The sequence below is a fragment of the Kitasatospora sp. NPDC001261 genome (assembly GCF_042896795.1).
In the GTDB taxonomy this organism is placed as follows: Bacteria; Actinomycetota; Actinomycetes; order Streptomycetales; family Streptomycetaceae; genus Kitasatospora.
In genome coordinates this window covers 36,216-49,264 of record NZ_JBIAXP010000026.1, presented here as the reverse complement: position 1 = coordinate 49,264, position 13,049 = coordinate 36,216, and the positions used below count along the sequence as shown (strand labels likewise).

The window sequence follows — 13,049 nt, the reverse complement described above, 5'->3', positions numbered from 1 at the left end:
GTCGCCATTTGCTCATGCCCGTCGAGGATCGAACGGCTGGTTCCGATCGGTGGTGCGAGCCCGTTCGGAAGCCGTTCGGAAGCGGTGTCCGGAAGGCGGCGGGCGGAGGTCGGGAGAACGGCTGAACGGGACGGGGCGGGTCGCCGGTTCATCTCGGTGACCCCCTTTCGTCAATTCTTCGCCGAATAGCCCCCCGCCCGGGTGAACGTTTTCCTCCACAGCACACGAGTTATCCACAGGCAATCGGAACCCGGATGACGAAATCCGGATCTCCCCCCACCGTGATGACCGGCGGCGGTCGCCGGGCAGGGCCTCACCCCCTTCCTCCCTCAGAGGCCTGTCGGGCGGCCGTCCGCCGGAACCGTCCGACGTGCGCCGTCGGCCACCTCCGGTGGTCGGCGGCGCGGAGGGGAGCAACCATGTCGACGCCGATCGCCGACCACATCACCGCCGAGGGCCCCGCGGTCGCCGGGCCGCTCGTCGTCACCGAGGACGAGGGCCTGGCCGAGCACCTGCTGCGGATCTGCGCGGCGGCGGGCACCGAGCCGAGGCTGGTCCGGGGCGCGCCGCCGACGCGGGACCTCTGGGAAGGGGCCTCGCTGGTCCTGGTCGGGGACGACCAGGCCGTCCGCTGCTCCGGGCTGGGGCGGCGCGGCGGAGTGCTGCTGCTCGGGCTGGACCTGGACGACCCCGGGGTGTGGGTCAGAGCCGTCCAACTCGGGGCCGAGCACGTGCTGTTCCTGCCCGACGCCGAAGCCTGGCTGCTCGACCGGATCGCCGACGCGGCCGAGGGCGTCGGCTGCCCGGCGGTCACCGTCGCGGTGCTCGGCGGGTCCGGCGGCGCCGGGGCCTCGACCCTGGCCTGCGCGCTGGCGGTCACGGCCGCGCGGGCGGGCCGACGGACGATGCTCCTGGACGGCGATCCGCTGGGCGGGGGCCTCGACATCCTGCTCGGCGGCGAGCGGGTCAGCGGGCTGCGCTGGCCCGATCTGGCCGGCTCCCGCGGGCGGGTCAGCGGGGCCGAGCTGGCCCGGGCGCTGCCCGCGCTCAAACGGCTCTCCGCGCTGTCCTGCCTGTCCTGGGACCGCGGCGACACCCTGACGGTGCCGCCGGAGGCCATGCGCAGCGTGCTGGCCGCCTCCAGACGGCGCGGCGGGCTGGTGGTGGTCGACGTGCCCCGGCACCTCGACGCGGCCGCCGGGCAGGCGCTGGAGCAATCCGACCTGGCGCTCCTGGTGGTGTCGGCCGAGCTGCGCGCGGTCGCCGCCGCCGACCGGGTCGCGGCGGCGGCCCGGATGCGGCTCGGGGACGTCCGGGCCGTGGTGCGGCCGGTGCGGGCCGGCGGGCTCCCGGCCCGGCAGATCGTCCGCGGGCTGCGGTTGCCGCTGGCGGGGGAGCTGGAGCCGGAGCCGGGCCTGGCCCAGGACGTCGTGAAGGGCGTCCCGCCCGGAAGCCGGGAGGGCGGCCCGCTCGCGCGCTTCTGCGCGAGCTTCCTGACCGAGGTGCTGCCGCCGGTGCCGGTGGCCGGAGGAGGTGTGTACTGATGGTCCGTCTGCGCAGAACGGTCCTTCGGAGCGGATCGCCCGGTCCGGGCGGCGGTGCGCGGGAGCACCGGCCGCTGCGGAGCGTGCCGCCGCCCGGCGGGCCGCCGGAGCCCGGGCACGGGCCCTGTCCGTACGGTCGTACGGCCCGCGAGCAGCGGGCGGCGGCCCTGGTGGACGCGGTCCGGCTGCGGCTGGCCGAGTCGGGGGCCGCTCCGACGGCAGGCTCGGTCGCGGCCGCGCTGCGGGCCACCCGCCCGCCGCTCGGCGGGGACGAGGTCCTGGACACCGTGCGCTCGCTGCGCGCCGAACTGGTGGGTGCGGGCCCGCTGGACCGGCTGCTGGCGGCGCCCGACGTCACGGACGTCCTGGTGAACGGTCCGGACGAGGTGTGGGTCGACCGTGGCGGCGGCCTGCAGCGAACCACCGGAGTCCGTTTCGCCGACGCCGAGGCGGTGCGGCGGCTGGCCCACCGGCTGGCCACGGCGGCCGGCCGGCGGCTGGACGACGCCCGCCCGTGGGTGGACGCCCGGCTGCCGGACGGCACCCGGCTGCACGCCGTACTGCCGCCGATCGCGGCCGGCTGCACGCACATCTCGCTGCGGGTCTGCCGCCCCCGGCCCTTCACGCTCGACGAGCTGGTGGCGGGCGGGTCGCTGCCACCAGAGGGTGCGGAACTGCTCGCGGGCATCGTGCGGGCCCGGCTGTCGCTGCTCGTCTCCGGCGGGACGGGCTCGGGGAAGACGACGCTCCTGTCGGCCCTGCTCGGTCTGGTCGGGCCGGACGAGCGGATCGTGCTCGCCGAGGACTCCGCCGAGCTGCAACCGGCCCACCCGCACGTGGTCCGGTTGCAGAGCCGGCCTCCCAACCAGGAGGGGCTGGGCGAGTTCACCCTGCGGGACCTCGTCCGCCAGGCGCTGCGGATGCGTCCGGACCGGCTGGTGATCGGCGAGGTCCGCGGGCCCGAGGTGTCGGACCTGCTGGCCGCGCTGAACACGGGGCACGAAGGCGGCTGCGGCACGGTCCACGCCAACACGGCGGCGGACGTGCCGGTCCGGCTGGAGGCCCTGGGCGCGCTCGCGGGCCTCGACCGGACGGCGCTGCACGGCCAACTGCGGGCCGCGCTCGACGTGGTGGTGCACCTGGTCCGCGATCCGGGCTCGGGGCGGCGCCGGGTGGCGGAGATCCACACGCTGGCCGGGGCCGGTGACGGGTCGGCCGTGACCACACCCGCGGTGGCCTTCCCGGCGTCCGGTGGCCTGAGCCCCGGTGCGGGGTGGGAGCGGCTGGTCGGACTGCTGGCGGCGCGCGGGGTGTCGCTCGGGCGGGGGCGCCCGTGATCGCGGTGACGGTGACCGGGCCGGTGGGCGCGGACGTGCGGGTGGTGGAAGTCGCCTTCGCCCTGTTGGTGGGCGGGTGCGCCGTGGGAGCTCTGGTGCTGCTCGGCGGCGCGGGCCGGAAAGACCGAGGTCAACGGAGGTGGGTGAAGTGATTCAGAGTCAGCTCGCGTTCTGCTGGGTGCTGGCGTTGTTCCTGGTGGCCGTCGCCGCGTGGCGTGCGGTGCAGGGGCAGTTGCCGGGCGGGCAGCGCTCCAGGCTGGTGTTGGCGGGCAGCGGGCCTCCGGTGCGGGGGCCCGGCCCGGAGATCGAGGTGCGGTTCTGGGCCAGGGGGCTGCTGCCGGGCTTCCTGGTTCCCGAACTGCTGCTCCTTCCACTGGGGTTGGCCGCCGGGCAGGCCACCGCCTCACCGGTGCCGGTGCTCGCGGCCGCGCTGGCCGTCCTGCCGCTGCGCAGGTGGCGGCTGCGGCGACGTCTGGCGGTGGAGGCTCGGCACCGGGCCGCGGCCGTGGTGGAGCTCTGCACGGGCCTGGCAGGCGAGTTGCGCGGTGGTGCGACACCTGAACAGGCGCTGCACCTGGTCACCGCGCGGCTCGCCGCCGACCCGGAGGGGCTGCGCAGACTCGGTGAGGAGCCGGTGGCCCGACTGGCGGCGGGTCGTTACGGCGGGGACGTACCCGCCGCGCTGCACCTGCTGGCCGAACTTCCGGGCGGCAGTGGTGCCGCGGCCGTCGCGGCCTGCTGGCGGGTGGCCGAGGGCAGCGGATCGGGGTCGGCCGATGCGCTGGACCGGGTCGCGGAGGCGCTGCGCGGCGAGCGGGCGCTCGCGGAGGAGATCGCCGGGGAACTGGCAGGACCGCGCGCGACGATCGCCGCCCTGGCCGCGCTGCCGGGCGTCGGGCTGCTCCTCGGTGCGGCGCTCGGGGCGCACCCGCTGGAGGTCCTGCTGCACACCCCGGCCGGGCTGGGCTGCCTCGTGGCGGGGGCGGTTCTGGAGGGGCTGGGCGTGCTCTGGACGGCACGCATCGTCCGGGCGGCGGCCCACGGCGCGCTGGAGGCGCCGGCTGGGCCGGGTGGGCGGTGTGCGGCCTCAGGTCGTGCGGGGCCCGCTCTTCGACCGGGCGAGCGGAACCGCGGGCTGTCGCGGGTGCGCGCACGGGCGCGCGGGGCGGAAGCGGGGGCGAGGTGATGCGGGGCATCGAGTGGGCGGCTTTCGCCCTCACGGCAGGCGCGGTTGCTGCGGGGTGGGCGTCGGTGCGCGGCCGGGGGAGACGCCGACGGGTGCTCGTCCGGGCCTGGGGTGGAGAGGGGATCGGAAGGCGAACCAGGGCTGCTGCCTTGGTGGTTGAGCGTCGCCGACGGCTGTTGGTGGCGGGCGTCGCCGGGATCACGGCGGCGGTGCTGCTCGGTGGCGGCCCCGGGCTGGCCATCGGGGTGCTGCTCGCGGTGGGCGTCCATCGCTGGTCGGCCCGGGTGCGCTCGCCGGCCGATCGCAGGGCGGCCCGCGAGGAGGAGCTGCTGACCAGGCAACTCCCACTGGGCGCCGAGCTGTTGGCGGCCTGCCTCGGCTCGGCGGCGCTCCCCTCGGAGGCCGTTTCGGCGGTAGGTCGAAGTGTGGGGGCGCCGCTGGGGCCCCGGCTGGCGGCGATCGGGGCCGAACTGGCCCTGGGCGCACCACCGGAGCTGTGCTGGCACCGCCTGGGCGAGCAGCACCCGTCGCTGGCGCCGCTGGCGCGCTGTCTGGAGCGCAGCAGCCTCGGCGGCGTCCCCGCCGCCGGCCCGCTGATCGGGCTGGCGCAGGGGCAGCGCACGGCGGCCGCCCGTGCGGCCCACACCCGGGTCCGCCGGGCCGCGGTGCTCGCCACCGCGCCGCTGGGGCTCTGCTTCCTCCCGGCCTTCGTCCTGATCGGCGTAGTGCCGGTGGTCGTCGGCCTCACTAGCCGTTTCGCCCAAGCGATGTGAAGGATCGTCGGCCGCACGAGCGGCCGTCGTATGTCGAGTGACAGGAGAGTTTTCATGACCGCAGTGATCGCGATTCGGCCCGGTGCCGGGCGTCCGCTCCGCCCGTTGGCCGAGGAGTGGCAGCGGAGGAGCCACCGGTCGGCCCGTCGGGTGCGCTGGGCAGCCCGCCGGGTCCGCCGGGTGGCGCGCCTCCGGGGCCGCTCGGACGCCGGGATGACCACGGCCGAGTACGCCGTCGGGACGCTGGGCGCGTGCGCCCTCGCGGCCGGGCTGTACAAGGTGGTGACCAGCGACGCCATCACCGGTGCGCTGACCGACATGCTGGTACGGGCGCTCCATGCGACCTGAGGCCGGCTGCCGAACTCCCGCCGGTGGGCCGCCTTCGGCCGGTGGACCCCTGGGGGCGGGCGCGCCCCGTGGGGCTGCCTCCGGTCGTCGGCGGCCCCCGGCCGGGCGGTCGGGAGAAGGTTCTGTCCCCGTCTCGCGAGGCACGCGCCCCGGCGTCGCTCCGCCCGTGCTCCGGGCGGGCGGCAGGGGCCTGAGGACGGGCCCGGGCCGGGCGTGGTCGATGCGCCCGGGGCGACGCGGCGACGCGGGCTTCGTGACGGCGGAGACGGCGGTGGCACTGCCGGCGCTTCTCCTGCTCGCGGCGATGCTGATCTGGGGCGTGCTCGCGGCGGCCGCGCAGATCCGCTGTGTGGACGCCGCCCGGGTCGGCGCCAGGGCGGCCGCTCGCGGGGAGGCGGACGCCGCCGGGCTCGCCCGCGCGGCGGCCCCGCCGGGCGCACAGGTCCGGGTCGCCCTGGCGGCCGACACGGTCCGGGTCGAGGTGGAGGCGCCGTGCGCGGGGCCGGGCAGGCTCGGCGGGCTGCTCGCCGTCCGGCTCACTGCGGCGGCCGTGGCGGCCCGGGAGGACGTCCTGGTGGCGGGCGCGGAGGCAGGTGGTGGCCCGTGGCCGTCCTGACCGGGCTGCGGGAGGCGGCGGAGCGGCTGGCACGCGCCCGTGCGGCCCGAGCGGTCGCGGTGGGCGGCCGGGGGCCGGACGCCGGCTCGGCGACGGTCTGGCTGCTCGCCCTGGCGATGCTGGGCATGGCGGTGTTCGCCGGGACGATCGCGGTCGGCTCGGTGGTGGCCGCTCGGCACCGGGCCGAGTCGGCGGCCGACCTCGCGGCCCTCGCCGCGGCGGACCGACTGCTGCTGGACCGGGACGGCGGTTGCGCCCGGGCCGCCGGGATCGCCGCCGTCCAGGGCGCCGGGCTGGTGTCCTGTGCGGTCGACCGGTCGGCGGACGCCGTGGAGGTGGTGGCCGAGGTGGAGGTCCGCGGGCTCCCGGCCCGACTGCCGGTCGGCCCGGCGCGGGCGAGGGCTCGGGCCGGGCCGGTACGGGCCCCGGTCACCGGCCCGGAGGACGCGCCGGAGGGCGGGCCGGGCGGGGCTCCGGGCGCGGCTGCGGGGGCGGCCTCATGAACCGGCCGGTGCGCCACCGTCCGGTCCCGGGACCGCTTCCGGTCCGTCTGCCTCCGGCCCGTCCGGCCCGTCCGGGGCCCCCGGCCCGTCGTCCGGTGCCTCCGTGGCTTCGGGTGCCCCGGCCAGCAGGACGTCCAGGAGCCGGACGGCGGCGGCCTTGTCCAGCGGGTCGTTCCCGTTGCCGCACTTGGGCGACTGGACGCAGGACGGGCAGCCGCGCTCGCACTCGCAGGAGGCGATCGCCGTCCGGGTGGCCGTCAGCCACTGGACCGCCCGCTGGAAGCCGCGTTCGGCGAAGCCGGCCCCACCGGGGTGGCCGTCGTAGACGAACACGGTCGGCAGGCCGGTGTCCGGATGCAGCGGCACGGAGACGCCGCCGATGTCCCACCGGTCGCAGGTGGCGAACAGCGGCAGCAGCCCGATCGAGGCGTGCTCGGCGGCGTGGGCGGCGCCGGGCAGCTGGTCGGGCGGGATGTCCGCGTCGAGCAGCTGGTCCTCGGTGACGGTCCACCAGACCGCCCGGGTGCGCAGTGTGCGGGGCGGCAGGTCGAGCTTGGTCTCGCCCATGATCTCCCCGGTGGAGATCCGCTTGCGGAGGTAGCCGACCACCTGGTTGACCACCTCCACCGAGCCGAAGCTGAGCCGGCCCTCGCCCCAGTCCACGGTGGTGTCGGTGTCGAGGACGGAGATGGAGGTGATGTCGCGGGCGGCCGTGGTGTACGGCGGGTCGGCCGGTTCGACCAGGGCGACGGAGTTCTCCAGGTCGAACTCCCGGACCAGGTAGGTGCGGCCCTGGTGCAGGTGGACGGCGCCGGTGTGGACGGTGGTGTGCGCGGCCGCGGCGTCCACCGTGCCGAGCAGCCGGCCGGTGTCGGCCTCGACGATCTGCACCGGGCTGCCGCCGCTGCCGCGCAGGTCCACCGCGTCGGCCGCGCGCTCGCGACGGGTCCAGTACCAGGAGCCGTCACTGCGCCGGCGCAGCAGGCCGCGCCGCTCCAGGACCGGCAGCAGTGGTGCGGTGGACGGCCCGAACAGCTCCAGGTCGGCATCGGTGAGCGGGAGTTCGGCGGCGGCCGCGCACAGGTGCGGGGCGAGCACGTGCGGGTTGTCGGGGTCGAGCACGGTGGCCTCGACGGGGGCCGCGAACAGCGCCTCGGGGTGGTGCACCAGGTAGGTGTCCAGCGGGTCGTCCCGGGCGATCAGGACGGCCAGCGCGCCCTGGGCCTCCCGCCCCGCGCGGCCCGCCTGCTGCCAGAGCGAGGCCCGGGTGCCGGGGTAGCCGGCCATCAGGACGGCGTCGAGGCCGGAGATGTCGACGCCGAGTTCGAGAGCGGAGGTGGAGGCGAGGCCGAGCAGTCGTCCGGAGTGCAAGTCGCGTTCCAAGGCCCGGCGTTCGTCGGCGAGGTAACCGCCGCGGTAGGCGGCCACCCGTCCGGCGAGCGGGCGGCCGAGCTGGTCCTGGGCTTGGAGCGCGACGAGCTCGGCGGCGCGCCGGGAGCGCACGAAGACGACGGTGCGGGTCTCCCGTTCGACCAGCTCGGTCAGCAGGTGGGCGGCCTCGGCGGTCGCGGTGCGGCGCACGGGCGCGCCGTGCTCGCCGACGTTCTCGGTCAGCGGCGGCTCCCAGAGGCCGAAGACCATCGGCCCGCGCGGCGAGGCGTCCTCGGTGACGGCCACGGCGGGCAGGCCGGTCAGCCGCCGGGCGGTCGCGGCCGGGTCGGCGGTGGTGGCGGAGGCCAGCAGGAAGGCGGGTGACGAACCGTAACGGGCGCAGATGCGGCGCAGTCGCCGCAGCACCTGGGCGACGTGCGAGCCGAACACGCCCCGGTAGCTGTGGCACTCGTCCACGACCACGTAGCGCAGCGCCTTGAGGAAGGAGGACCAGCGGGCATGGCCGGGCAGGATGCCCCGGTGCAGCATGTCCGGGTTGGTGAGCACGTAGGAGGCGTACTGGCGGACCCACTCGCGCTCCTCGGGCGGGGTGTCGCCGTCGTAGAGGGCGGCGCGCACCCTCGGCGGGGCGAGTTCGGCGGCCCGGCGCCGCTGGTCGGCGGCGAGCGCCTTGGTCGGGGCCAGGTAGAGCGCGGTGGCGCCGCGGCCGTTGCGGGCCTCGGTGCCGTCCAGCAGGTCGCTGAGCACCGGGGCCAGGTAGCCCAGCGACTTGCCCGAGGCGGTGCCTGTGGCGATCACCACAGTCTGGCCGCTTTTGGCCAGATTCATCGCTTCTGCCTGGTGCGCCCACGGCTGTTCGACCCCGACGGCACGAGCCGCGGCCACGACCTCCGGACGGATCGAGTCCGGCCATGGTGAATAACGCGCAGGTCGGGCGGGAAGGTGCTCCGTATGGGTGAGTCGGTCGGACCGCCCCCGGCCGGCGGCCAGGGTCGTGAGCAGTGCCTCGGGCGGGCTGTGTCGGGGCGGCATGAGGACCCAGTGTGTCACCGGCGTGACGGAGAATCGTCGTAAGCCATCGTGCGGGCATGGTCGCAGGTGGTTGAATGTGGCCGTGACGGCCGTATGGCCGTGGGTCGCAGCGCCGAGGCTTGCCACGCGTGGCTGGGCGCGCCCGGGCTCGCGACCATGCGGTGGCGGCCGTCCGGCCGAGGATCGCACATGACGTAGCAAGGCAAGGTGCTGGAGGTTCCGTGGACCTGTCCCTGTCGACCCGTTCAGTCGGCGATCGTACGGTCGTCGAGGTTGGCGGCGAGATCGATGTGTACACCGCCCCGAAGCTGCGGGAGCAGCTGGTCGAGCTCGTCAACGACGGCAAGTACCACCTCGTCGTCGACATGGAAGGCGTTGACTTCCTCGACTCGACCGGCCTCGGTGTGCTGGTGGGCGGTCTGAAGCGAGTGCGTGCCCACGAGGGCTCGCTGCGCCTCGTCTGCAACCAGGAGCGCATCCTGAAGATCTTCCGCATCACCGGCCTGACCAAGGTCTTCCCGATCCACACCTCGGTGGACGACGCGGTCAACGCGACCGACTGACGCGGCCGGGCCGGCCCGTGCGGCCGGCCCCGCTCGTTCTTCGCGTCCGGGTGCCCGGGTCCGTGTGGCCCGGTGCGTCCCCCGGGCGCCCCTGGGCCGGTTCCGCCGGCCCGCAGGGGCCGGGTCTCCGGCCCCGGTCGGAGCACCCCGAGGGGGAGAGATGGCAACCGTCGAACTTCGATTCAGCGCGCTTCCCGAGCACGTGCGGACGGCCAGGCTGGTCGCCGCGGCCGTCGCCAGACGGGCCGGGGTCGACGAGTCGGTGCTCGACGAGGTACGGCTCGCGGTCGGTGAGGCGTGCTCCCGCGCGGTCGGACTGCACCAGCGCGGCGGCATCGGCGGCGCGGTCCGGGTCGCGCTGACCGATCAGGAGAAGCGTTTCCTCATCGAGGTCGAGGACGAGGCCGGCCCCGCCGCCGTCCCGGCCTCCGGCGACGCCGAGGGCGGCGAGCCGGACGAGGACACCCTGGGCCTCGCCGTGATCACCGGCCTGGTCGAGGACCTGGAGGTCACCAACGGCGCGGCCGGTGGCCTGATCCGGATGAGCTGGCCGGTTTCGGTCGCCTCCATCGCGGTCTGAGGCGCTGCCTCGACGTCTCCTCGCGTCCCCGCCGCCTCGCGGGCGCTTCCTCGCGCCCGAGAGCGGCCGGGGTCCTGTTCCCGGGCATGCGGTGACACACCGCTGATCCCGGCGGTTCGCCGCGTCGCGGACGAGGACGTCCACGCGGATCCGCGCCGTGCGGCCGCCCTGGCCGCTCGCGCAGACCACCCCACCGCCGAAGCACCCCACCGCCGAAACGCCAGGGCCGGGACGAGCACGAGCGGGCCTGACCCGGGCCGGGGCGTCGAGAGGGTGGCCCCTGGAGGGCGGGGGAGCCGGGAATCGGGGGACGGACGAATCGGGGGGCGGACATCGGCCGTGTAGGTTCGACGACCGATGACGACCGAACCGAAAGGCTTCTCCCGGTGAACAAGCGACTGCTGGCCGTACCCGCCCTCGGCGTGCTGCTCGCGTTCGGCGCCGTCGGCTGCGGCGGCGACGACAACAACAGCAAGCAGCTGGAGTCCTGGGCGTCGAACGTCTGCGGCGCTGCCAAGGACCCGATCGCCCAGGCGCAGACCGCGCTGGCCGACACCGGCCAGGTGAAGACCGGCGAGGCCCCGGCCGACCTCCAGAAGCGGCTCTCCACGGACATCGGGCGGCTGGCCAAGACCAACCAGGACATAGCCGCCGCCATCGACGCGGCCGGGGCACCCAAGGTGCAGGACGGCGCGGCCCTCCAGAAGGACACCGTCGAGGAGCTGAAGAAGGCGGCCGACGGGTACGTGGAGGTCCAGAAGAAGGTGGACGCGCTGCCCAACAACGACCAGGCCAAGTTCGCCGACGGGCTGCGCAGCGTGGCCGACCAGGTGCAGCAGCTGGCCTCGCTCTCCACCCAGGCGCAGAGCAAGCTCCAGCGCGGTGAGCTCGGCGCGGCGATGGCCAAGCAGGAGGGCTGCAAGCCGTCCCCGACCACCGCCCCGAGCGGCGGCGCCACCGGCGGTGCGGGGGCCGGCGCGAGCGGCACCCCGGCCCCGGGCGGCACGACCCCGGCGCCGGGCGCCACCGACACCCCGAGCGCCCCGGCCACCACCCCGGCGCCCGGCGCGACCGACGGCACGAGCCCGGCCGCGGCCGGTGCGAGCACCGCTCCGGCCGCCCCGCCCACCACCCCGGCGAACCCGGCCCCCAGCGCGAGCTGAGCCCGGGCGGACCGGAGGGTCCGACGCGCCCGTCCCCGGTACCGGGGACGGGCCCGGTGACGGGGACGGCGAGACGCCGCCCCCGGAGTCGCCGTCCCGTGAGCGGGTGCTCCCGCCGCAGGCCCGCCGCTGAACGACTCGGTGCCCCCGGCAGGGCGGCGCGTGGTGGCTTCCAGGGGGCGCGCGGGGTGGTGCGGGCTTCCGTCCGCCGGCCGGGAGGCGCAGCGGCGGCCACCGGGTGGGTGGCGGGGGACAATGGCGGGGTGATCAGTAGCCCCGTTCTCGACCCGACCCGCCTCGCCAAGTTCCGCGAGGCGCTGCTCGCCGCCTCGTTCACCGCCGACGGCTGCCTGGACCTGCTCGGGCCCACCGGCTATTCGGCGTTGGCCCGCAGCGAGGCGGTCCCGGCGCTGCGGGCGACCCGCGGTGGCAGCCCGCTGGAGACGCTGGTGCGGCTGTTCCTGCTGCAGCAGCCGGTCCCGTACCGGGCGGCCGCCGCCGCGCTGCCGGTGGAGGACTGCCTGGCGGACGGCTGGCTGCGCCCCGACGGCGATCTGGTGCGCGCCACCGTCGACGTCCGGCCGTACGCCAACGAGGTGGCCGGGATGCCCAGTTCGGACGCCTGGGTGGTCTCCGACCTGGGCTGCGCGGTGGGCGGTGCGGGCGGCATCGGCTCCGGTGAGACCGCGCACGGGGTGGCCCGCAAGGACCTGGTGCTGGGCGTCGGAGGCGCCTCCACCACGCTGGCCAACATCACCGTGCGCCGCCCCGTCCGGGCCGCGCTGGACCTCGGTTCGGGTTCCGGCGTGCAGGCGCTGCACGCGGCCCGGCACGCCGGGACCGTGACCGCCACCGACCTCAACCCGCGCGCGCTGCGCTTCACCGAGCTGACCCTGGCGCTGTCCGGTTTCGACAGCACCGAGGTGTCCGCCGGAAGCCTCTTCGAGCCGGTCGGGGAGCGGAAGTTCGACCTGATCGTCTCCAACCCGCCGTTCGTGATCTCGCCGGGCGGCCGGTTCACCTACCGCGACGGCGGCATGGCCGGCGACGACCTGTGCCGCGGCCTGGTCCGCTCGGCCGCCGACCACCTGGAGCCCGGCGGCTACTGCCAGCTGCTCGCCAACTGGCAGCACGTCAAGGGCGAGGACTGGCACGAGCGGCTGGCGGGCTGGGTCGCGGGCACCGGGCTGGACGCCTGGGTCGTCCAGCGCGAGGTCCAGGACGTGGCCCAGTACGCCGAGTTGTGGCTGCGCGACGGCGGCGACCACCGCGGCCCCGGCGGCGACTACCAGGCCCGGTACGGCGAGTGGCTGGACGCCTTCGAGGCGGGCCGGGTCGAGGGCATCGGCATGGGCTGGATCACCCTGCGGGCGAGCGGCGCCGAGCGTCCGACCGTCCGGGTGGAGGAGTGGCCGCACCCGGTGGAGCAGCCGCTCGGCCCGCACATCGAGGCCTGGTTCGACCGGCAGGACTTCCTCCGCTCGCACGACGACGCGGGCCTGCTCGCGGCCCGTTACGTGCTGGCCGACGAGGTGGTCCAGGAGCAGGTCGGCGCGCCCGGTGCGGAGGACCCGGAGCATGTGATCCTGCGTCACAACCGCGGCATGCGGCGGGCCACCAAGGTGGACACCGTGGGCGCCGGCTTCGTCGGGGTCTGCGATGGGACGCTGTCGGCGGGCGAGATCGTGGACGCCATCGCGCGGCTGCTCGGCGAGGACCGGGTGGTCCTGCGGGACCGGGTGCCGGAGTCGCTGCGCCTGCTGACCGAGCAGGGGTTCATCGACCCGGTCCGCTGAGACCCGGTCCGCTGAGACCGGAGCCGCCGAGGCCCGCCCCGCCCGGGCCCGCCCCGCCGGGACCGGAGCCGCTGATCGCGGCGGGACCGGTCCCGCCGCGACGCGGCCGGTTCACCGGTCCGTACCCCCTGGTTCGTCCGACCGCCGCCGGGCGGCTGTCTCCCGTTGGTCCTCCGCTGTGAAGCTCTGTCCACAGGCTGTGGACAGAGCTGGGGA

12 protein-coding genes are annotated in these 13,049 nt (G+C 76.2%); 11 read left to right on the top strand and 1 reads right to left on the bottom strand.

The window, feature by feature from the left end; translation table 11 throughout:
• The first annotated feature begins 419 nt into the window (after positions 1-419).
• The 7 genes from ssd (at position 420) to ACFY4B_RS30590 (ending at position 6,307) form a co-directional block, all read left to right on the top strand.
• Positions 420-1,544, top strand: a complete 1,125-nt coding sequence (ssd, locus tag ACFY4B_RS30620; RefSeq protein ID WP_074001780.1) for a septum site-determining protein Ssd — start codon at positions 420-422, stop codon at positions 1,542-1,544.
• The gene (locus ACFY4B_RS30615) at positions 1,544-2,881 is read left to right on the top strand and encodes a TadA family conjugal transfer-associated ATPase (RefSeq protein ID WP_117488511.1); all 1,338 of its coding nucleotides are present in this window, start codon (positions 1,544-1,546) and stop codon (positions 2,879-2,881) included. The genes ssd and ACFY4B_RS30615 overlap by 1 nt, the downstream gene beginning before the upstream one ends.
• Before the next feature lie 148 nt (positions 2,882-3,029).
• Entirely contained in the window at positions 3,030-4,067 is a 1,038-nt protein-coding gene (locus tag ACFY4B_RS30610; RefSeq protein WP_387973421.1) for a type II secretion system F family protein, read from the top strand.
• A gap of 152 nt (positions 4,068-4,219) precedes the next feature.
• Positions 4,220-4,840: a type II secretion system F family protein gene (locus ACFY4B_RS30605; protein WP_387973418.1), complete on the top strand. Its 621-nt coding sequence runs from the start codon at positions 4,220-4,222 to the stop codon at positions 4,838-4,840.
• A 54-nt stretch (positions 4,841-4,894) separates the two neighbouring features.
• Positions 4,895-5,188, top strand: a complete 294-nt coding sequence (locus ACFY4B_RS30600; RefSeq protein WP_079271963.1) for a DUF4244 domain-containing protein — start codon at positions 4,895-4,897, stop codon at positions 5,186-5,188.
• A 220-nt stretch (positions 5,189-5,408) separates the two neighbouring features.
• Positions 5,409-5,804 carry a TadE family type IV pilus minor pilin gene (locus ACFY4B_RS30595; protein WP_387973415.1) on the top strand — a complete coding sequence of 132 codons (396 nt, stop codon included), beginning with the start codon at positions 5,409-5,411 and terminating at the stop codon, positions 5,802-5,804.
• Positions 5,792-6,307, top strand: coding sequence for an Rv3654c family TadE-like protein (locus ACFY4B_RS30590; RefSeq protein WP_387973412.1), 516 nt, complete (start codon positions 5,792-5,794; stop codon positions 6,305-6,307). The genes ACFY4B_RS30595 and ACFY4B_RS30590 overlap by 13 nt, the downstream gene beginning before the upstream one ends.
• Here ACFY4B_RS30590 and ACFY4B_RS30585 read toward each other — a convergent pair.
• Positions 6,302-8,731, bottom strand: coding sequence for a DEAD/DEAH box helicase (locus tag ACFY4B_RS30585; RefSeq protein WP_387973409.1), 2,430 nt, complete (start codon positions 8,729-8,731; stop codon positions 6,302-6,304). The two genes, ACFY4B_RS30590 and ACFY4B_RS30585, sit on opposite strands and share 6 nt — an antisense overlap.
• A gap of 221 nt (positions 8,732-8,952) precedes the next feature.
• Between ACFY4B_RS30585 and bldG the strand changes: the two genes are divergently transcribed.
• The 4 genes from bldG (at position 8,953) to ACFY4B_RS30565 (ending at position 12,833) form a co-directional block, all read left to right on the top strand.
• Positions 8,953-9,294 carry an anti-sigma factor antagonist BldG gene (bldG, locus tag ACFY4B_RS30580; protein WP_049659132.1) on the top strand — a complete coding sequence of 114 codons (342 nt, stop codon included), beginning with the start codon at positions 8,953-8,955 and terminating at the stop codon, positions 9,292-9,294.
• 160 nt (positions 9,295-9,454) lie between these two features.
• Positions 9,455-9,874, top strand: a complete 420-nt coding sequence (locus ACFY4B_RS30575) for an ATP-binding protein (RefSeq protein WP_049659131.1) — start codon at positions 9,455-9,457, stop codon at positions 9,872-9,874.
• 386 nt (positions 9,875-10,260) lie between these two features.
• Positions 10,261-11,037, top strand: a complete 777-nt coding sequence (locus ACFY4B_RS30570; protein WP_387973406.1) for a hypothetical protein — start codon at positions 10,261-10,263, stop codon at positions 11,035-11,037.
• Between the two features lie 263 nt (positions 11,038-11,300).
• On the top strand, positions 11,301-12,833 hold the full coding sequence (locus ACFY4B_RS30565) for a methyltransferase (RefSeq protein WP_079271961.1): 1,533 nt from the start codon (positions 11,301-11,303) through the stop codon (positions 12,831-12,833).
• Positions 12,834-13,049 lie beyond the last annotated feature (216 nt).